Here is a 19,604-nt window from a genome sequence, read left to right as displayed (position 1 = left end):
ATTAAGGCTTGGCAGCCTTTTTTGCCAGTTCCATACCCAGGTCGAGCGCCGCGATTCCTATTCTGTCTGAGGGGGTTGTGAGGCAACGTTGATCCATCCACGCAATGATCGCGTCGAAGTCGCCGCCACCAACCATGTCCCGTTCGCCGCTGATGTTCAAGCCGCTGATGAATCCAACCAGCCAGGATTCAAAGCTTCCTTTGACGACCGCATTCTTTTTGCGGTTGGTCCAGGCTGTGCAGGTTTGAGAGCCCGCGCCGATGATTGAGGAACCGGCGTCCGCGGCGGTGGCAAGACAAGCCAGGAGCAAACCAATCGCGAACGCTTTCATGCTTTTTCGCCGACCGTCATTCGTCGGATCGTGGCGCGGTAGGGCGGCTACTTTTTGAGACAAAGACCAATGGCCGGACCGCTGCCGCACTTGGCGCCATCGGGTCCACCGCCAGTCGGACAGAACACCGACACCAGGTTTTCACTTGCATCGCAACTGACCTCACCGCTGGCCTGAACCGACCTGACGGAAGCGCCAGCCGGTCCGGGATCGCCCTTTGCGCCAGGCGCACCCTGCGGTCCCTGCGGCCCTTGGGGACCCTGTTGCCCTTGAGCGCCGGCCACGCCTTGCACGCCCTGCGCGCCCTGCGGCCCGGCTGGTCCTTGAGGGCCGGCATCGCCCTTCGGTCCGGGATCCCGTCCGCACCCCGCAAGGGTCAGCGCCGTGCCCATAAGGACAGCGATCAAAATCCTTCTCATTCAGTCTCTCCTCCTGGTTTTTCTTGTAGCGTGCATTAAATGGGCCCACTCGTAGCCATGCAACGAAAAAGCGGCGAGATTGAATCGGCTGTACGTAGCTACGGGCCTCCAGCCGGAAGGATTTATGCGAAAGTCATAGGCGGCGCATTGCGGTGCAGCTTGAACTCTCGTCGGTTCGCTCGCAAGATGTGGCAAGCAACCAGCCAAGTCTGATTTTACAAAGTCTTGCAAATACATAGGGAAGAAACTCGTGAGACAGATCCTCAAAGCCGCGGCCGCCTTGACGGCCATGATCGCAAGCGCCCCGGCGCTTGCCGCTTGGGAGCCGACCAAGCCGGTTGAAATCGTGGTTGCAGCCGGCGCGGGCGGTGCGTCCGACCAGATGGCGCGGATGATGCAGGCGGCCATTCAGAAGAACAACCTGATGAAGCAGCCGATGGTTGTATCGCTCAAGGGCGGGGCGTCCGGCGCTGAGGCGCTGATGTATATGAAGTCCAGTGACGGCGATCCCAACAAGGTCCTGATCGCCTATTCGCTGATCTACATGCTGCCGCTGTCGGCCAAAATTCCCTTCAACTGGCGCGAACTGACGCCGGTATCGGTGGTCGCGCTGGACCAGTTCGTGCTGTGGGATAACGCCGAGGGCCCCAAGACGGTGAAGGACTTCATCGCTGCCGCCAAGGCCGCAAGCTCGCCGTTCAAGATGGGCGGCACCGGCTCCAAGCGCGAGGATCATGTGCTCACCGTGTTCATGGAGCAGAGGACCGGCGCGAAATTCTCCTATCTGCCGTACAAGTCGGGCGGCGAGGCGGCGACGCAACTCGTCGGCAAGCACACCGAAGCCAACGTCAATAACCCTTCCGAAAATCTCGAGGTCTGGCGCGCCGGCCAGGTCCGTGCGCTCTGCGTGTTCGACAAGGAGCGCATCTCCTACAAGACCAAGGTCACCGAGACGCAATCCTGGAACGATGTCCCGACCTGCAAGGAGGAGGGGCTCGACATGCAGTACCTGATGCTGCGCGCGATGTTCCTGCCCGGCAAGGTGACGCCGGAGCAGCAGGCGTTCTACGTCGACCTGTTCCAGAAGGTGACGCAGACGGCGGAGTACAAGGACTACATGGAGAAGCAGGCGCTCAAGCCGATCTTCCTCACCGGCAAGGACATGCTGAAATTCCTCGAGGAGGACGACAAGCTCAACTCGCAGCTCATGAACGAAGCGGGCTTCGTCGCGAAGTAGCACGCTTGCTCTCACTGCGCCGTGTGGCCGTAGCCGGCCACGCGGAGGCGGACCTTCTCGATTTTCTCGTTCGACGGCAATGACGGCATGCCGATTTGCAGGCGGCGCGGGTATTGCCGCGCCGGCTTCGGCGGCATCAAGCGTGGTCATGCGCAGGCAGGTGCCGATGACCGACTGGCGCGCCTCCCGGCGGTTCGCGGTCTGCCTTTCAAGCCCTCTTGCAGCCTTCGGACAATGCTTGATTATTGCGTCGCAGTATAGTCGAACATCCCTGTGACGCGCTGGGTGGGAGAAGTCATGACCAATGCCGTGCTTGGCATCATCGGCGGATCCGGCATCTACGACCTGCCGGGGCTGGAGGACGTCCGCGAGGAGAGCATCAAGAGCCCATGGGGCGAGCCGTCCGCAGCCCTGACGCGCGGCGTCTTCGCCGGGCTGCCGGTCGTGTTCCTGCCGCGCCACGGCAAGGGACATGTGCTATCGCCTTCCGATATCAACTTTCGCGCCAATATCGACGTGCTGAAGCGGGCCGGGGTTACCGACCTGGTTTCGCTGTCGGCCTGCGGTTCGTTCCGGGAGGAACTGCCGCCCGGCACCTTCGTGCTGGTCGACCAGTTCGTCGACCGCACCTACAAGCGCGAGAGTTCGTTCTTCGGCAGGGGCTGTGTCGCCCACGTCTCGATGGCGCATCCGGTTTCGCCGCGGCTGCATGTGCATCTGGCGGCGGCCGCCAAGGCCGAAGGCATCGCGGCGGTGCAGGGCGGCACCTATCTGTGCATGGAAGGCCCGCAATTCTCCAGCCTCGCCGAGAGCCTGACGTATAAGGCGCAGGGCTATTCGGTGATCGGCATGACCAACATGCCCGAGGCCAAACTCGCCCGCGAGGCCGAGATCTGCTACGCTAGCGTGGCGATGGTCACCGATTTCGATTGCTGGCATCCCGATCACGACGCCGTCACCGTGCAGGACATCATTCGCGTGCTGAACTCGAATGCCGGCAAGGCGAAGGCGCTCGTTGCACGTCTCGCCACCGATTTCCCGCGCGAGCACGAGCCTTGTCCAGTTGGATCGGACAAGGCGCTCGACACCGCATTGATCACTGCGCCGGAAGCGCGCGATCCCGCATTGCTCGCCAAGCTCGATGCGGTGGCCGGACGGGTGCTTCGCTCATGAAGGTCGATGGCCGCCATTTCCGCAGCATCTGGCTCGAGGACGACGGCCGAACGGTGGGCGCGATCGACCAGCGGCGGTTGCCGCATGAATTCGTGGTGGCGTCCATCGCAAGCGCCGAGGACGCGACCGAGGCCATCCGTTCCATGCTGGTGCGCGGCGCGCCGCTGATCGGCGCCACTGCTGCTTACGGCATGGCGCTTGCGATGCGGGCGGACGCTTCCGATGCAGCGCTCGACCGTGCCTATGCGATGATGCTGGCGGCCCGACCGACCGCAGTCAACCTGAAATGGGCGCTCGATGAGATGACGCGATTGCTCCGGCCATTGCCGGCGTCCGAACGTGTCGCGGCGGCCTACCGGCGCGCGGTCGAAATCGCCGAGGAGGACGTCGCGATCAACCAGGGGATCGGCCGGCATGGTTTTGCGCTGATCGAACAGATCGCGGCGGGGAAGCAGCCCGGTGAGCCCGTCAACGTCCTGACCCATTGTAACGCCGGCTGGCTCGCGACGGTGGATTGGGGCACCGCGACGGCGCCGATTTATCTGGCGCATGATCGCGGCCTGAAGGTTCATGTCTGGGTCGACGAGACCCGGCCGCGCAATCAGGGCGCTTCGCTCACCGCATGGGAACTCGGCCATCACGGCGTTCCGCACACGGTAATCCCGGACAACACCGGCGGGCATCTGATGCAGCACCGCATGGTCGATCTCGCCATCGTCGGCACCGACCGGGTGGCCGCCAATGGCGATGTCTGCAACAAGATCGGTACCTATTTGAAGGCGCTTGCCGCGCACGACAATGGCGTACCGTTCTATGTTGCACTGCCGTCGCCCACCATCGACTTTGGTATCGATGACGGCATCAGGCAGATTCCGATCGAGCAGCGCAGCGCCGACGAAGTGGCGACCATGACCGGCCGCACCGCCGAAGGGCGCGTCGAGACTGTGCGCGTGGTTCCCGAGGGCTCGCCGGTGGCAAATTACGCCTTCGACGTCACGCCGGCGCGGCTGGTGACGGGCTTGATCACCGAGCGCGGTCTGCTCCGCCCCGAGCGTGCTGCACTTGCGAGCGCATTCCCGGAGCGCAGCGCGGGTCATTGACGCCAGCGGCATCGGCACGTATCCCCGTTCACGTCTGTCGTACCGGGGGTCACCGTCTCCATGTCCAACACCGACATCGAAATCGTCGTCGAGGATCCGACCGCGCCGGAGGCGGACTCGCCCGCGGTGACGAGCGTTCGCGCGGTCGACGTCGTCGTCTGCCTCCTGCTGTTCGCGCTCGCACTGACGCTTGGTTACGACAACTGGCGCACGGGAGCAGGCTGGGAATCGACCGGCCCGCAATCCGGGTACTTTCCGTTTTATCTTTCGGTGATCCTCGCCGGCGCCAGCCTCTATGGCCTGGTCGCCGCATTCCTGTCGCGCAGGGAGGCTTCCGAGGTCTTCGTGACGCGGGCGCAGCTTCGCCGCGTGATGGCGGTGTTCGTGCCGACGCTGCTGTTCTGCCTCGCCATGCAGTTCCTCGGGCTGTATGTCGCGAGCTTCCTTCTGATCGCCGGTTTCATGCGCATGGTCGGCAAGATCGCGCTGTGGAAGTCGTTGCTCACCGCCTTGGTGTTCACCGCCGTGATGTTCGTGACCTTCGACATCGCTTTCGACGTCATCATGCCAAAGGGCCCGCTCGAAGCGGCGCTCGGCCGCTAAGCTGCCGGTGGGATTGAACTGATGGAAGCCCTGTAAATGGAAGCCTTGGGCCTCTTGATGCATGGCTTCGCCGTGCTGCTGACCTGGAAGACGCTGCTGCTGATGATGCTCGGGCTGGTGCTCGGCATTTTCGTCGGCGTGCTGCCGGGCCTCGGCGGCCCCAACGGCGTGGCGATCCTGCTGCCACTGACATTCACGATGGACCCGACTTCGGCGATCGTGATGCTGTCCTGCATCTACTGGGGCGCGCTGTTCGGCGGCGCCATCACCTCGATCCTGTTCAACATCCCCGGCGAAGCCTGGTCGGTCGCGACCACCTTTGACGGTTATCCGATGGCGCAACAGGGCAGGGCGGCGGAAGCGCTGACCGCGGCCTTCACCTCGTCGTTCATCGGCTCGCTGGTTGCGGTGATGCTGATCACCTTCCTGGCCCCGATGATCTCGTCGTTCGCACTGAAATTCGGGCCGCCCGAATTCTTCGCGGTGTACCTCTTGACCTTCTGCTCCTTCGTCGGCCTCGGCCGCGAGGCCAAGCACAAGACGGTCATTTCGATGTCGCTTGGCCTTTTGCTCGCCGGCATCGGCATGGACACCGTGTCCGGCCAGTTGCGGATGACCTTCGGTTCGGCGGAGCTGTTGCGCGGCGTCAACTTCCTGGTCGCGGTCATCGGCCTGTTCGGCATCAGCGAGATCCTGCTGACGATGGAAGAGCGGCTGGCGCTGCGCGGCCACGCCGCCGGCATCTCGTTGCGCGTCGTGCTGTCCGTGTGGAAGGATTTGCCGAAATATTGGGTGACGCTGTTTCGCTCCTCCTTCATCGGCTGCTGGCTCGGCATCACCCCGGGTGGCGCGATCGCCGCGTCCTTCATGGGCTACAACCTCGCCAAGCGCTTTTCCAAGGACCAGGACAGTTTTGGCAAGGGCCGCATCGAGGGTGTGTTCGCGCCCGAGACGGCGGCGCATGCTTCCGGCACCGCGGCGCTGCTGCCGATGCTGGCGCTCGGCATTCCCGGTTCCGGCACCGCGGCGATCCTGCTCGGAGGCTTGATGGTGTGGGGCCTCAATCCGGGTCCGCTGCTGTTCGTCGAGCACAAGGATTTCGTCTGGGGCCTGATCGCCTCGATGTATCTCGGCAATGTCGTCGGTCTCGTGCTGGTGCTGACGACGGTGCCGATCTTCGCCTCCATCCTGCGGGTGCCGTTCGCGGCCGTAGCACCCATGATCGTGGTATCCTGCGCGATCGGCGCCTACGCGATCCAGAACGCGATGTTCGACATCTGGCTGATGCTGGGTTTTGGCGTGGTCGGTTACGTCTTTAAAAAAATCGGCATTCCGCTGGCGCCATTCACGCTGGCGCTGGTGCTCGGCAACCGCGCCGAGGATGCGTTCCGCCTGTCGATGATCGGCTCCGGCGGCGATATGAAGGTGTTCTGGTCGAACGGCCTGGTCGGCTCGATCACGACGCTGGCGATCGTGCTGTTGTTCTGGCCGGTGATCGACAGGGCCTTCAGCAGCGTCACGCGCATGCTGCGGCCGGCGAAGGCGTAGCGTTTCACCGTCATTGTCTGCGACAAACGCGAAGCGTTTGCGCTAGTCTAGATCTTGTGTTTTCGGATGGAGCGGGCCCCATTTCTACTTTGCATGGGGTTGTTTTCGCAATTTTGCTGACCGTCGACTCTCCGAGCCCGGCAGCAGTCGCTTCGGCAGGTTGAAGGCGAGCCGGTAGAGCGGCAGGCTGTCGATGGCGCCGCGATCCTCGGCAGGGAGCGTCTTGCGCAGATGGTGGAGCGCGTCGCGGACCGCGGCTTCGTCCAATCCCTCGATCAGCAACAGGGCAGCGAAGGAGCCGTCGTTGGCGCGCATGCCCTTTTCCCGAGTCTTGATCGAGGTCTGCGCGATGTCGGTGAGCAGGACCCGCGCGGCGATGATGCGGTCGAGGCGGGCGAGCTCGACGACAAGTGCGGCGGGGTCCCAGGACGGCGCGGCGTCGAGGCGCAGGGGAGCGACGATGCCGCCCTGGCCGGTGCCGGCTGACGCTGCGATGCGGCCGCCGCCGCGCGCGAAATTGCCGAGCCGGGGCATGATGCGCTGCGACCACGGCGTCGGCGCGTTCAGCCGCGCCAGATAATCCGCGCCGCCGACGACGCGCTCGTCCTCGAGTTCGTAGAGGATGAAGTAGCGGTTCACCGAGACGCCCAGCGCACGGAAGATGCGGCACGCCAGGAAGCCGTTGATGCCGACGCGCTCGGCGGCGTGTTCGCGCGTGATCCAGTGCGCCCAGTCGGTTTCGTCTTGGGCTGCGAGATCGCTCCAGATGGCGAGATAGCCGGCTCCCTGCATATCAGGCTCCATCCGTCATTTCGGGCCGACGCGCACCGCCGCCGGCAGCGACGCCGGCATTTTGCCGGCACCCTGCAGCGCGGCCTGCATGGCGACGATGTAGCCGTACGGCCCGAGGCCCGCGATCACGCCTTTCACCGCTGCCGAGAGTTTGGAGTGCCGGTGCAACTCGTCGCGGGCATGGATGTTGGAGATGTGCACCTCGTAGATCGGACCCTCGAAGATCTTCAGAGCGTCGTAGATGGCAATCGACGTGAAGGAGAAGCCGGCAGGATTGATGATCAGCGCGTCCGCCGCAGTGCGTGCGGACTGGATCAGATCGACCAGCACGCCCTCGTGGTTGGACTGATGGAACGAAAGCTCCGCGCCGACGAAAGCCGCGAACTCCTCGCACGACGTCTTGATGGCGTCGAGCGTGGTCGAGCCGTAGATGTGCGGCTCGCGGATGCCGAGCATGTTGAGGTTCGGGCCATTGAGGATCATGATGCGCATGGAATGCCTTTCACGAGGATGGTGACTAGGCAGTGTGGCGGATCACACCACCTTGCGCTGGCGCAACTCCGCGATCTCGTCTTTCGCAAAGCCGAACTCGGCCAGTACTTCTTCGGTTTGCTCGCCGAATTCCGGCGGGCGCGCGGCCATCTTGCTTGGCGTGCGCGACAGCGTCACCGGCTGGCCGACGAGCTGGATGTGGCGGTTCTCGTCGTTCGGCACGTGTTGCGCGATGCCGAGGTGTTTGACCTGGGCATCGTCGAACATCTGGTCGATCGAGTAGATCGGGCCGCAGGGCACGCCGGCCTCGTTCAATTCCTTGACCCAGGTGTCGGTCGACTTCTTCTCGGTAAGCCTGCCGATCGCTTCGTTCAGCGCGTCGCGATTCTTCGAGCGCGCGGGCGCGGTGGCATAGTCGGGATTGGTGACGAGTTCGGGCGCGCCGATCGCCTGCGCGCAGCGTTCCCAGATTCGCCCGCCTGTGGTGGCGATGTTGATGTAGCCGTCGGAGGTCTTGAACACGCCGGTCGGGATCGAGGTCGGATGGTTGTTGCCGGCCTGCTTGGCCACGTCCTGTTCCATCAGCCAGCGCGAGGCCTGGAAATCCAGCATGAAGATCTGCGCCTGCAAGAGCGAGGTCTGCACCCACTGGCCCTCGCCGGAGACGTCGCGCTCCAAAAGCGCGGTGAGGATGCCAAGCGCGCAGAACAGCCCGGCGGTAAGGTCGGCGACGGGGATGCCGACCCGCATCGGGCCCTGGCCGGGCGCACCGGTGATCGACATCAGCCCGCCCATGCCCTGTGCGATCTGATCGAAGCCCGGCCGCTTGTGGTAGGGACCGTCCTGGCCGAAACCGGAGATGCTGCCATAGACGAGGCGCGGGTTGATCCGGCGCAGGCTCTCATAGTCGATGCCGAGTTTTGCTTTCACGTCGGGACGAAAATTCTCGACCACGACATCGGCTTGTTCCACCAGCCGCTTGAACACGTCGAGGCCCCTGGGGTCCTTCAGGTTCAGCGTCATGGCCCGTTTGTTGCGGTGCAGATTCTGGAAATCCGAGCCCTGGCGCGGGCCGCCCGGCTGCTCGCCGCCGCCGTCTTCCAGCAGTGCGTCGATCTTGATGACATTGGCGCCCCAGTCTGCCAGTTGCCGCACACAGGTGGGCCCGGAGCGGACGCGGGTCAGATCGAGCACGGTGAAGCGGGACAATGCCTGCGAGGCGCGGGAGAAAGGCATTGAGAAACCTTTGTTTTTTGGATTTCGCGTGGGAAGGAGCAGCCCGATCCGACTTAAACAAATCTGGCGCCGATTTCCAACAGCTTGTTCGGCGTCCGGCCGGGCCATCCTGGGCGGCGCGGTGGCACCCTAGTCCGGACGCGCACCTGCCTGGCGGAACCGAAAATCCGGCCCCCGCAAGACTACGGATAACAGCCGGGATTCTGCTTTTTGCCGTAATGCGCCGTAAAGCAAGCGCGCAATAAGCCCGGCTGGTAAACAAGCGTTAATAGGCGCGATTCTAGTTTCCCGTGTGCTTTTACGATTCTCTCGCAACCGAACGACCTGCTGATAGGCCCCGATCGATGAGGAAGAACGATTCGCCGTTCGATGACGTCTGGACCTTTGCGGCGCCGGACGCCGGCAACGGCGCGCCCGTGGCGGCGCACGAGGGGGTGAACGAAACGCTCTTCGTCGATGAAGGCGAGCCTTTCGCCCTGGCGGCCGATACCGTGACCACGGTGGTTACGAGCGCTGCGAAGCCGGTTGCGTCGATCGCGACGCTCGCCGATTACCTCGTCAACGGCTTTTGGCAATACAACAGCACCATCGCCCATCATTGGGCCTCCAATACCATCACCTACAATATCAATGCGCTGAACGCGGCCGAGAAGTTCCTTGCGCAGTCGGCGCTGCAGGCGTGGTCTGACGTCGCCAACATCACTTTCGTCCAGACGTCCGGCACGGCGAATATCACGTTCAGCAATTCCGGTTCGATGCAGGCCTATGCCAGCGGGAGTTGGTACGGCTCGGGCGCGATCGCGTCGATGAACATCGTCATCAGTTCCAACTGGGTCACCACCGACGGCGGTGCGAACGACGGCAAGACCGGCATCGATAGCTACGCCTACCAGACCTACGTCCACGAAATCGGACATGCGCTCGGCTTGGGCCACCAAGGGCCCTACAACGGCAGCGCGTCGTATTCGACAAATGCGACCTACGCCAACGACACCTGGCAATATTCCATCATGTCGTATTTCTCGGAGCCCAATTATTCCGGGAGTTCGTACCGCTACGTCGTGACGCCGCAGATGGCGGACATCTACGCCGTGGCTTCGATGTACGGCGCGGCGACCTCGACGCGAACCGGCGATACCGTCTATGGCTTCAACAGCAATGCCGGCGCGGTCTTCAATTTCGGCAACTACACTTCAGCGCCGGCGCTGACGATCTATGACAGCGGCGGCACCGACACGCTCGATTGCTCCGGCTATTCGGCGGCGCAGACCATCGACCTGCACGCGGGCGCCTTTTCGTCGGTAGGCGGCCTTACCAACAATATCGGAATCGCGCTCAGCGCGACCATCGAGAAAGCCATTGGCGGCAGCGGCAATGACAGGCTGACCGCAAGCGACACGGGCTGTACGCTGTCGGGCGGCGGCGGCGCCGATACGCTGATCGGCGGCGCCGGAAACGACAAGCTCATCGGCGGCGCCGGCGTCGACAATCTGACCGGCGGCAGCAGCGGCGACATATTCGTGTTCCTGCTGGGTGACAGCTCGGCCACGAGTGGCCAGCATGACAAGATCATCGATTTCGCGACGGGCACAGACCACATCGACCTCAGTGGAATCGATGCGATTGGTAGTACGGGAACGCTCGATCAGTTTGTCTTCATTGGGACTTCGGGGTTTGGTGGCGCTGCCGGACAGCTGAACTACTATTTCAACAGCTCTCTCGGCGTCACCGTTGTCCAAGGCGACATTAACGGTGATCAGGTAGCCGATTTCGCAATTGATATCTCCGGCAATCTCCAGCTTGCCGGCAGTGACTTCATGGGCGTGGCCACTCCCGTCCTCATTGAATCGCTGGGGGCGACCAGCCTGACTTCCATGGGGAGCTATTTCTACCTCGGCACCGGCGGCACCGGGCCGGCGCTCAAATACAATGGTGTCGCGGTCGTGGCGTCGGCCTGGAAGCCGATTGCGGCGGAACAGACGGCCGGCGGATATCAGATCGTCTGGAAGCTTACCGGCAGCGATCAGTACGCTGTCTGGAACGCCGACAGCAGCGGCAATTATGTCTCCAACGCCATCGCTCCGACTTCTGCATCCAGTCCGTCGTTGCAGGCGATCGAGACCAGTTTCCAACAGGATCTGAACGGCGATGGCGTGATCGGCATTCCATCGCTGATTGCCGTTGAAACGTCTGGTTCGACGAGCCTCAGCCAGGCTGGCAGGTACTTCTACCTGCACGCCAACGGCACAACATCCGGCCCCGTACTGCAGTATGGCGGAAACTATATCATTGCGGGTGCCGCCAGTTGGACGCCGATCGGCGTCGAGCAGACCGCGGATGGCTATCAAGTCGCCTGGAAGCTGGCGGGAGCCGATGTCTACACAGCCTGGAACGTCGACAGCAGCGGCAATTTTGTCTCCAGCTCAATCGGGAATCTATCCGGGAGCAGCAGCATGCTTAAGGCGCTCGAGATCGGTTTTCTCCAGGACCTCAACGGGGACGGAGTGATTGGTCTTCCAATGGTTGTTGTTGAAGCCGCCGGTTCGACGACTCTGACGACGGCTGGCGATACATATTCCCTATATGCCAATGGAACTACGGTTGGTCCGACCATCAAGTATGGCGGTGCAAGCATTGTGGTAGGGCAGTCAAGCTGGTCGCCGATCGGAGCGGAGCAGGTTGCAGGCGGCTATCAGGTGGCCTGGAAGCTTGCGGGATCCGATGCGTACACGCTGTGGAACACCGACAGCACTGGAAATTTTGTCTCGATCGCCATCGGCAATACGTCTGGGGGTAGTATCCCCCTGAAGTTGCTGGAAACCAGCTTCCAGCAGGATCTCAACGGCGACGGAACGATCGGGATTGCTGGAGCTTCGGTGTTTGAGGCGGCAGCATCCACCGCGCTCGTCACAATTGGGAATAACTTTTACCTATGGGCCATCGACACCGCGACGGGGCCATCACTTAAGTACGGCGGAGCAAATGTCATAGCCGGCCAGTCCAGCTGGGTCCCGATCGGGGCGGTCCAGACCAGCGGCGGCTATCAGGTGGCTTGGAAGCTTGCGGGATCCGACAGCTACACGGCGTGGAACGTTGACAGTAATGGCAACTACATTTCGAGCCCCATTGGCGCCGTCTCCGGAAGCAGCGGTACCCTGAAGTCGCTGGAAGTCAGCTTTCAGCAGGATTTCAATGGGGATGGCGTGATCGGCGCTCTTTCACAGCAAGCGAACGCCGGTGGTTCGCTGGCGAAAAGCATGTCAGCGTTTGCCGTCGTCGACGAAAATGCCTTCAGGTTCCTGACCGAGGATATTGCCGCCGCTGCGAACCCTCAATATGCGGATCGGCCCGACCCGGATCCACACTTCCAGGCGAGCCATCAGCCTGCTCTTTTCTCACCGGAGCATATCGGCCTGTTGCAGCCATTCCCGGCCGCGGAAGCGATGCACGATCTTTCCGGCCAGCACGAAGGCACCGGGCCCTCCGGCTGGTACGCGGGCTTTTTCATCCATTAGCGCTATCAATACCCCTGGATGTTCCGCCACGCCGATGCTTCGGTGGGGGGAAGGGTGGCGTTGCGCTGATCCGGGAATAATGGTGAAAATCACGTTCCGACCGTGGGCTCGTCAGCGATCATGCGCTAGAAGGTTGCAATGACTGGATCAGATTCATCGCGAAAAATCGTCATATTTGGAACCGGGGAAATCGCGGAGTTGGCGGATTTCTACTTTACGCACGACTCGGAGTACGAGGTCGTTGGCTTCACGGTGGACGGCGCCTTCCTCAAGCAATCGGAGTTTCGTGGCCGACCGGTTGTCGCGTTTGAAGAGGTGGCGGACAAATTTCCTCCAGCGCGCCACCGGATGTTCGTCGCCGTCAGCTATGTGAGGCTCAACGTGCTACGGGCGGAAAAAGTAGCGGCCGCGCGCTCGAAGGGCTATGCGCTGGTTTCTTACCTGAGCAGCCGCGCAACTTTCTTTCCCGGCTTTGACGCGAAGGAAAATTGCTTCATCCTTGAAGACAACACCATCCAGCCCTTCGTCAACATTGGCGCGAACGTCACGCTATGGAGCGGCAATCACATCGGCCATCACTCCACTATCGAGGATGACACCTTTCTGGCCTCGCATGTGGTCGTATCCGGCGGCGTGCGCATTGGATCAGGAAGTTTCGTCGGCGTGAACGTCACGATCCGCGATCATGTCTCCATCGGCAAGCAATGCGTGCTCGGCGCCGGCGCTTTGGTACTCGAGGATCAGCCGGATTTTTCGGTGGTCGCCCCGCGCGGGACAGAGCGGTCGCCGGTGCCCAGCACACGTCTGCGAAAATTATAAGCTCGGGCTGCTGACGGCCGTCGGATCGAGGAGCTTTGGCCGCTCGTTCACGAATGGCGAACGATCATTGTGAATTCATACAGCCCGTAGTCCTGCAAGAGCGCGACCGATCTGCCGTATCGGGCAAGACAATGCGCCAGCATTTCTATCGGGTCAGCGTAGTAAAGGTTCGGTCGCCGTCGATCCGGGTCGCTCGACAAGCTAAGTACATTGAAGGCGAACCCGCGTTGTCCCGCACGCGCCAGCGTGTCGATCGTCTGAACTACGTAGCGGCGCCAGCTTTCGTGCGAGACGTCGCCCTTGACGTTGAAAATCCCGCTGGCAATCGCGAAGTCGGTCACCTCGGTCGGCTCGGCTCCGATCCGCCATTGGCGATCCGCATCCTCGCCATGCAGCTCCCGCGCCTTTCGAATCATGCTCGGCGCTATGTCATAGCCAATGAAATGTCCCCGATGCCCGGCTGCGCGGAGGAAGCGCAGGAAATCGCCAAAACCGCAACCGATGTCGATGACGGAGGCATCGAGGTCACCATCGAGCAGACGCAGAAACTGCCTGTGACGCCGGTCATGCGATTCCGCGCCGTTCCAGTCTACGCCCTGCGGCGTCGAGCCATGCGCTTCCAGCTTTGAAGCATAATACTCTGCGACTTCCGCCAGGATTGAGGGATCAGAAGATCCAGTTGTATCCGTCATCCAACGATCTTCGCTTTCCTAACTCGGGATCCAACTGTCATGACTGCGTGGTCGCCAGTTCGTCCCTGCATTGACGGACGAGCCTGATCCGCATCTTGAGAATACGCGGGCGAGCACAGGGAATGGCTGCGCAGGTGCGGCAGCATGGCAACACCTCGCGGCGTAGTACAGGTTGGACCTAGCATACGACCAGAGATCAAGGTAGTCCATATTGTGCTGCGGGCGTATTAAGCCGGCATGGGGAACGTACATAGAATTAGCCCGGCCACCATAGGGTGGTTTGGGCTCTTTGTTCTCGACGACACGTGATAATACGACGCGCGATAATCCCGCGCGCGACCGCGCTTTGGCGGGATTGAGAATTGAATGCGGGGTAGCCTAGCAAGAATGTCGCGCGACGAACGACTAGAAATCCCATCCAAGGGCAATGCCTCATATGCATCGCCAAAGCCTGGATCCCCTTACCAAGCCATCCGATCCTGGTCATGGTTTGAAGGGGTCTTTCTGATCGTTGTTCCACTAGCCTACCTTCTGCTCGGGCGCTTTCAGCTGTTCCCGCCGCCGGGTTGGGTCGATGCCGGGATGTATCTCGGCTATTTTCTCGACTTTCCAGGAAAGCTCGCGGAGTTCGGACCCAACTATCACGTGATGAGGCTGCCCTATACGCTGACGGGCTTCTTCGTTCATCGGATCTTTTCACCCAAGATCGCCAACTATGTTCTCGTGCTTGGCTTTCATTTTCTCGCGCTGTTCTCGGTGTACTACGCCGTGCGAGCGCGGCACAGCCGTGTTGCCGCCGTTTCGGCTGCGCTGTTCCTTGCCCTGAATCCGCTGTGGATCGCAACGGTGACCCGAGGCTATGTCGACGGACCGGGCATGGCATTTCTCTTCGCTTCTCTGGCATGTCTCGTCAATCGCGGCGGGATCTTATCAGTGCGAGCGGGTACGGTTCTGGCTGGCGTCATGGCGGCCCTGTCGGCCTTCTGCAATGCCATCGCGGGCATCATTACGATTCTGGCCATCCTGTCGTGGCTCTACGCGGAGGGCATATCCTGGCGCGAACTCTGGCGGACGGCGCGCCACGGCCTCGCAGGCGCGGCAATCGTGACGGGCGTGCTCTGTCTGACGTCCTGGTCATTGAAAGGGCCGTTCTTCTTCTTCTACGTGAACATCCATTTCGGCAGCCAGGCACTCAGCGGCTTTGGCATGAACTATCTGGTTCCGCGAGGCGAGTGGCTGCCGTCTGCGTATCGCCTCGCCCTTCCGATCGCTTTTCTCTGCGCCGGACTGTCCGTTCTTCTCGCGAAGCGGAGAGGGGCGTCGCCTTCGCTCTTGCTCACGGCGGGATGTGCCACCATCGTTCTGACGGTCTTATGGTTCCTGCTGTGGGATTTCGGAATAGGCTCTTCCACCCTGCAATTCGCACACTATGGAAGCTATCTCATTCCGGGCCAGTGCCTCGTATTCGGCGGCCTCGCCGCGGCTTTGCTATCCAAGGATGATACGCAGCCCGAGCTGAGCTGGGCGGGGGGGGCCGGGTTGGCGGCTGCGGCGATTCTGGTGCTACTTGGTCCAGAACAACTCTGGGCGTTCGAGGCGAAATGGCGTTGGGCCTATCTCCTCTGGTTTGTGATCGCGCTGCTGTTTGGGGGCGCCATGATGCTCGCGCGCCGGCAACCGGGCGTGGGCTTGGCAGTCCTGATGTTCGCGACAGTTCTGGCAGGTACCGCCAATGCCGATACACGTCGGATATTCCGGGTCGGGCCCAATCCCGATTACAAGCCCTTCTACGAACTTATGGTCCGGCTGAACTGGATCGTCGATTCCACCCGCGCGGGGGGCCGTCCCTTCTATCTTTGGTACTGCCGGGAGTGCCTTCCCGCAGATCAACGCGACGACTGGCGCGTGGTTGAATTGAGATACATGGGCAAGACTCTCAGGACGAACATGCTGGACAGCATGGTGTCGCTCTGGCTGTGGGACAGAGCTTGGCTGAACTATACGATGCCTTCGCTGTCTGCCGAACAGGTCCGGCAACTGACCGTGGCGCCTGAGGGTTCTACCCTGGTCATGTTGTGTCCAGAGGAAATGGCTTGCAACGACGCTACTGCAGCGCTGCACCACGCCGGGCTGACGACGCGTGAACGCGCCCGCATTCCGCTTGCCGCACGCGGCTTGCTGGATCTGAACGTGCTAGTGGTGGAAGTCAAAGCTAACCGGCCAAGCTCGTAAGATCTGCGTCAGGCCCGTTGCTGCTTGCGGCGGCGGCTCTCGTAATACTCAGCCGCGCTTCGGGGCGCAGCATAGTCGTAGCCAAGCAGGCGCCGCAGCTTTGGATCCGCTGTGAAAGCATCGCCCAGCAGGGCCGGAAGATCGAGTTGCTGCCGCATCAGGCCGATCGTGTACATGTGATTCACCGCGCGGCGGTTCTTGCCGCTTCGATTGGTGCTGCCGCGATGGTAGGTCATACAGTCGAGAACCAGGAACGACCCGGCTGGAGCCGTGATGAGCTTCTCGTTCGCCCGGATGAACTCGTCTGACGGGAACGCTGCCTCTTTGTGACTGGCTGGAATGACGAGTGTCGAACCGTTCTCGGTCGTGAATTCGTCGACGCAGTAGAGCGCGTTGATGGCCAGCGGCCGCGAACTGACGAAATGCTGATAGGGTAGGTCTCTATGATAGGAGGCCTGGTTATAAGTATTGGCGTCGCCCGGGTTCACGATGCCGTTCTGCTGATTGAGGATGAAGCCGGGTCCGATCAGTCGCTCGCAGAGGCCGAGGATCCGCTCGTTCGTGGCGAGGTTTAGAAAGGCTCCATCCATGCCCAGCGGACACCGGATCGTGTTGTGCTCATCGATCGCCCGCAACGCGTCGGCCCCATACTCTGCAAAGACCCTTGTACGCAGGTCCTCGAACCGGTTCTGCAGATCGGCGACCTGGGCTGCGGTGTATCCGGCGTCGACGACGGCGAAGCCGAGCATTTGCAGGCTTTCCGCGGCCCGGCTCAGCTCATCCGTTGAAACGGACTGAGTCAAAACCCCGTATCGGGGGATGGGATCGTGACGGTTCATGCGCTCTCCCGGGAATGCTGCCGGACCGGACCATCGAAGCGGGACAGGCTACGCCCGCTGCCAAATTGCTTCGTAAGCCAGTGCCTGATATCATCTGCGCTCCCGCTTGTCCAAGTCCGAACGTCGAGCGCCGGCCCCGCCAAATTGACCCATCCGCCAGTGCAAAAACTTCGTTTTGACGGCTCGCAGTGTGCTGCGGAATTCATTACACTCTGCTGGAGAGGCCGCATTCGCGGCGACGTGCTCCATGATGGCAGGAACGCATCGGCTGCGGTCTTCCCGTAAGCCACATAAAGGCAAGGAAATTGACAACATGCGTCAGTCCGCCCTGGGCGTCTATCGCTCTCCGATTACTGGCGAGCCATTGTCCAAGGCTGGTGACGGGTCTGGCGCTATCGTGGAGATCAGAGATCTATCCGGTAACCGGTTTCCAATGAAGGACGGCGTGATCGATTTCACCGCCGGCGCAATCCTTGCTGGTCCAGATAACGATGCACGGCGCTCCTACGACGCTCAAGCCGGCGATATGTATGAAAACGCGATGCGCTGGCTTTGGCAGGCTTTCAACGAAGACGAAGCAAGCGTCCGCAACGCAACGCTGGATCGCCTCGATCTGCGACCCGGTCACCGCGTGCTCGAAATAGGCTGCGGCTCAGGAAGCGATTCCGAACTCATCGCGAGGAGACTGACCGGCGGTGAACTCTTCGTCCAGGATATATCTGAACAGATGGTCAGGCTCTGTCAGAAGCGCCTCGACAACCTGCCGCGGTCCGATGTTGCGGTAGAATACTCGATTGCGACGGCATGTCCGCTTCCATTTGAGGACGCCAGCTTTGACCGTGTGTTCCACTTTGGTGGACTGAACATGTTCAGTGACATCGGCGGGTCTCTGCGCGAGATGGCCCGGGTCACCAAGCGGGGAGGCAAAGTGCTCGTTGGCGATGAGTCGGTCGGCCCGTGGCTGCGCCGTTCCGAGTACGGCAAGATCGTCATGAACAACAATCCGCTTTGCGCCGCTCCAGCGCCGCTCGACAAGCTCCCGGAAAACGTGCGGGATGTCGGTCTCAACTACGTTATCGGCAGCACGTTCTACCTGATCTCGTTTACGGTGGACGATGGCCCGCCGACGATTGATCTGGACCTGCCGCATCAAGGCGCCCGTGGCGGAACCATGCGAACCCGCTATTTTGGCCAGTTGGAGGGTGTGACCCTCGAGGCGAAGCAAATGGCCATTGAAGCCGCCAAAGCCAGCCAAAGGAGCTTACACGTCTGGCTTGACGAGGCCGTGCGCGAGAAGGCTAGCCAATCTCGTATGGAACCGCCGCCTGCCCCTATTGAATCGAGGGACGGAGACCAGCGTACGCCCTCGAAGCGCTAATCAGTATCGCGTACAATCATCTGATGTTGATAAGAGGTTGCTAAAAACCCATGCGGAACCTTAAGCCAATGTTCGCCAATAGGATGCAATGGCATCTATCATCACCCAGTGGTATCTGCAGGGGCGCGATGATTTTGCGGAGAACCGCGCTATTCCCTAACACGATCTGGCTATCGAGGTTCTGATATGCGCCGCAAGCGACAGATATGGCGCCGGCTCGGGGGCGCATCTACGCTCCGCAGCCCCTCGGGGGCTGGTACGTCAGCCATGCCGCCTATCCGACACCTCTGATACGCGCGAACGGAACTCTTCGCGTCTTCTTCACTGTGCGGGATATGCTGAACCGTTCGCATCTTGCTTCCATCGACTTTGCCATTGACGATACCGGCGCAAAGTCCATCAGCGATGTCCAGGGGCCCTTGCTGGCGCCGGGACCGCGTGGCGCATTCGATGCCGATGGCATTTCGGTCACTTCGTTCGCGACTATCGAAGGCGCGCTTTACGCTTATTATCTCGGTTGGAGCGCCGGTCGATCCGTTCCGTTCACGAATTTCATCGGCATGGCCGTCGCCGACCGCGAGGGAACCAGATTCGAGCGCCGCTTCAAATCGCCTGTCGTGGGCCGTTCGGAAGCCGACCCGTTTACGGTCGGATATCCCTGGGTCCTGAATGAGGCCGGCCATTGGCGCATGTGGTACGGGTCGCATCTGGCCTGGGGTCCGCAGGATCTGCAGATGTTGCACGTGGTGAAGACGGCGAGCTCGCCGGACGGCGTGCATTGGAAGCCCGACACAGGCATCGCGCTCCCGCTCGCCGGTCAATCGGATCCGGCGGAATTCGCCGTTTCCCGTCCTTGCGTGGTGCGCGATGGTGCGGGGCTCCTGATGTGGTATGCACGACGAAATCCCGGCTACTGCATCGGTTTCGCCTTCTCGATGGACGGCGAGAACTGGATCCGCGCCGACGATGCGGTTACCTTTGCAGGCGAACCCGGCGATTGGGAGCGAAGCGAGCAGACTTATCCATGTGTGTTCGAACATCAGAGCCGGCGCTACATGCTGTACAATGGAGACGGTTACGGTCGAACCGGTTTCGGGCTCGCAGTTCTCGACGACAACATGTAAATTGCGTCACGATTCGCGCTGTGATCGGTCCATCGTTGGTCCGAGCGAGGAAAGAGATAAGCCTCGGATAATCG

General features: G+C 61.5%; 17 protein-coding genes. 10 read left to right on the top strand and 7 right to left on the bottom strand.

The annotated features are described in order from the left end of the window. Position 1: 1 nt before the first annotated feature. The gene (locus tag V1293_RS13445) at positions 2 to 331 is read right to left on the bottom strand and encodes a hypothetical protein (protein ID WP_334510189.1); all 330 of its coding nucleotides are present in this window, start codon (positions 329 to 331) and stop codon (positions 2 to 4) included. 708 nt (positions 332 to 1,039) lie between these two features. Between V1293_RS13445 and V1293_RS13440 the strand changes: the two genes are divergently transcribed. Next, positions 1,040 to 1,987, top strand: coding sequence for a Bug family tripartite tricarboxylate transporter substrate binding protein (locus V1293_RS13440; protein ID WP_442894346.1), 948 nt, complete (start codon positions 1,040 to 1,042; stop codon positions 1,985 to 1,987). Positions 1,988 to 1,998: 11 nt separating this feature from the next. Here V1293_RS13440 and V1293_RS13435 read toward each other — a convergent pair whose 3' ends face one another. Further along, on the bottom strand, positions 1,999 to 2,124 hold the full coding sequence (locus tag V1293_RS13435; RefSeq protein WP_334510186.1) for a hypothetical protein: 126 nt from the start codon (positions 2,122 to 2,124) through the stop codon (positions 1,999 to 2,001). Between the two features lie 160 nt (positions 2,125 to 2,284). On the opposite strand from V1293_RS13435, the gene V1293_RS13430 reads away from it, so the two are divergent. Genes V1293_RS13430 through V1293_RS13415 form a run of 4 tightly spaced genes read left to right on the top strand, consistent with a single transcriptional unit; the run spans position 2,285 to position 6,411 of the window. Further along, positions 2,285 to 3,160 (top strand): S-methyl-5'-thioadenosine phosphorylase, encoded by an 876-nt coding sequence (locus V1293_RS13430; RefSeq protein WP_334510185.1) that lies wholly within the window; start codon positions 2,285 to 2,287, stop codon positions 3,158 to 3,160. Further along, a complete protein-coding gene (mtnA, locus tag V1293_RS13425) occupies positions 3,157 to 4,260 on the top strand; it encodes an S-methyl-5-thioribose-1-phosphate isomerase (RefSeq protein WP_334510183.1) in 1,104 nt (367 codons plus the stop codon). The genes V1293_RS13430 and mtnA overlap by 4 nt, the downstream gene beginning before the upstream one ends. 60 nt (positions 4,261 to 4,320) lie before the next feature. Beyond that, complete coding sequence (locus V1293_RS13420; RefSeq protein ID WP_334510181.1) at positions 4,321 to 4,863, top strand: tripartite tricarboxylate transporter TctB family protein; 543 nt, start codon at positions 4,321 to 4,323, stop codon at positions 4,861 to 4,863. A 36-nt stretch (positions 4,864 to 4,899) separates the two neighbouring features. Continuing rightward, positions 4,900 to 6,411: a tripartite tricarboxylate transporter permease gene (locus V1293_RS13415; RefSeq protein ID WP_334510178.1), complete on the top strand. Its 1,512-nt coding sequence runs from the start codon at positions 4,900 to 4,902 to the stop codon at positions 6,409 to 6,411. A gap of 84 nt (positions 6,412 to 6,495) precedes the next feature. Here V1293_RS13415 and V1293_RS13410 read toward each other — a convergent pair whose 3' ends face one another. From V1293_RS13410 to V1293_RS13400, 3 genes are read right to left on the bottom strand one after another with little or no spacing between them, the layout of a single operon-like run. Then, a complete protein-coding gene (locus tag V1293_RS13410) occupies positions 6,496 to 7,203 on the bottom strand; it encodes a hypothetical protein (RefSeq protein ID WP_334510176.1) in 708 nt (235 codons plus the stop codon). A 15-nt stretch (positions 7,204 to 7,218) separates the two neighbouring features. Continuing rightward, entirely contained in the window at positions 7,219 to 7,695 is a 477-nt protein-coding gene (locus tag V1293_RS13405) for a type II 3-dehydroquinate dehydratase (RefSeq protein ID WP_334510175.1), read from the bottom strand. 42 nt (positions 7,696 to 7,737) lie between these two features. Next, on the bottom strand, positions 7,738 to 8,931 hold the full coding sequence (locus V1293_RS13400; protein ID WP_334510174.1) for a CaiB/BaiF CoA transferase family protein: 1,194 nt from the start codon (positions 8,929 to 8,931) through the stop codon (positions 7,738 to 7,740). Positions 8,932 to 9,275: 344 nt separating this feature from the next. Here V1293_RS13400 and V1293_RS13395 point away from each other — a divergent pair, with 344 nt between their 5' ends. Further along, complete coding sequence (locus tag V1293_RS13395) at positions 9,276 to 12,446, top strand: M10 family metallopeptidase C-terminal domain-containing protein (RefSeq protein WP_334510173.1); 3,171 nt, start codon at positions 9,276 to 9,278, stop codon at positions 12,444 to 12,446. Between the two features lie 198 nt (positions 12,447 to 12,644). After that, positions 12,645 to 13,265: an acetyltransferase gene (locus V1293_RS13390; RefSeq protein ID WP_334510171.1), complete on the top strand. Its 621-nt coding sequence runs from the start codon at positions 12,645 to 12,647 to the stop codon at positions 13,263 to 13,265. Positions 13,266 to 13,312: 47 nt separating this feature from the next. On the opposite strand, the gene V1293_RS13385 is transcribed toward V1293_RS13390, so the two are convergent. Continuing rightward, a complete protein-coding gene (locus V1293_RS13385; protein ID WP_334510169.1) occupies positions 13,313 to 13,957 on the bottom strand; it encodes a methyltransferase in 645 nt (214 codons plus the stop codon). 387 nt (positions 13,958 to 14,344) lie between these two features. On the opposite strand from V1293_RS13385, the gene V1293_RS13380 reads away from it, so the two are divergent. Continuing rightward, positions 14,345 to 16,189 carry a hypothetical protein gene (locus V1293_RS13380; protein ID WP_334510167.1) on the top strand — a complete coding sequence of 615 codons (1,845 nt, stop codon included), beginning with the start codon at positions 14,345 to 14,347 and terminating at the stop codon, positions 16,187 to 16,189. Between the two features lie 8 nt (positions 16,190 to 16,197). On the opposite strand, the gene V1293_RS13375 is transcribed toward V1293_RS13380, so the two are convergent. Continuing rightward, a complete protein-coding gene (locus tag V1293_RS13375) occupies positions 16,198 to 17,028 on the bottom strand; it encodes a phytanoyl-CoA dioxygenase family protein (RefSeq protein ID WP_334510165.1) in 831 nt (276 codons plus the stop codon). Between the two features lie 313 nt (positions 17,029 to 17,341). Here V1293_RS13375 and V1293_RS13370 point away from each other — a divergent pair, with 313 nt between their 5' ends. Then, the gene (locus V1293_RS13370; protein ID WP_334510163.1) at positions 17,342 to 18,406 is read left to right on the top strand and encodes a class I SAM-dependent methyltransferase; all 1,065 of its coding nucleotides are present in this window, start codon (positions 17,342 to 17,344) and stop codon (positions 18,404 to 18,406) included. Between the two features lie 335 nt (positions 18,407 to 18,741). Further along, positions 18,742 to 19,530, top strand: a complete 789-nt coding sequence (locus V1293_RS13365; protein ID WP_334510161.1) for a hypothetical protein — start codon at positions 18,742 to 18,744, stop codon at positions 19,528 to 19,530. Positions 19,531 to 19,604 lie beyond the last annotated feature (74 nt).

The sequence above is a fragment of the Bradyrhizobium sp. AZCC 1693 genome, assembly GCF_036924745.1.
In the GTDB taxonomy this organism is placed as follows: domain Bacteria; phylum Pseudomonadota; class Alphaproteobacteria; order Rhizobiales; family Xanthobacteraceae; genus Bradyrhizobium.
The sequence above is the reverse complement of the archived record's forward strand: the minus strand, read 5'-3'. Positions and strand labels throughout refer to the sequence as shown.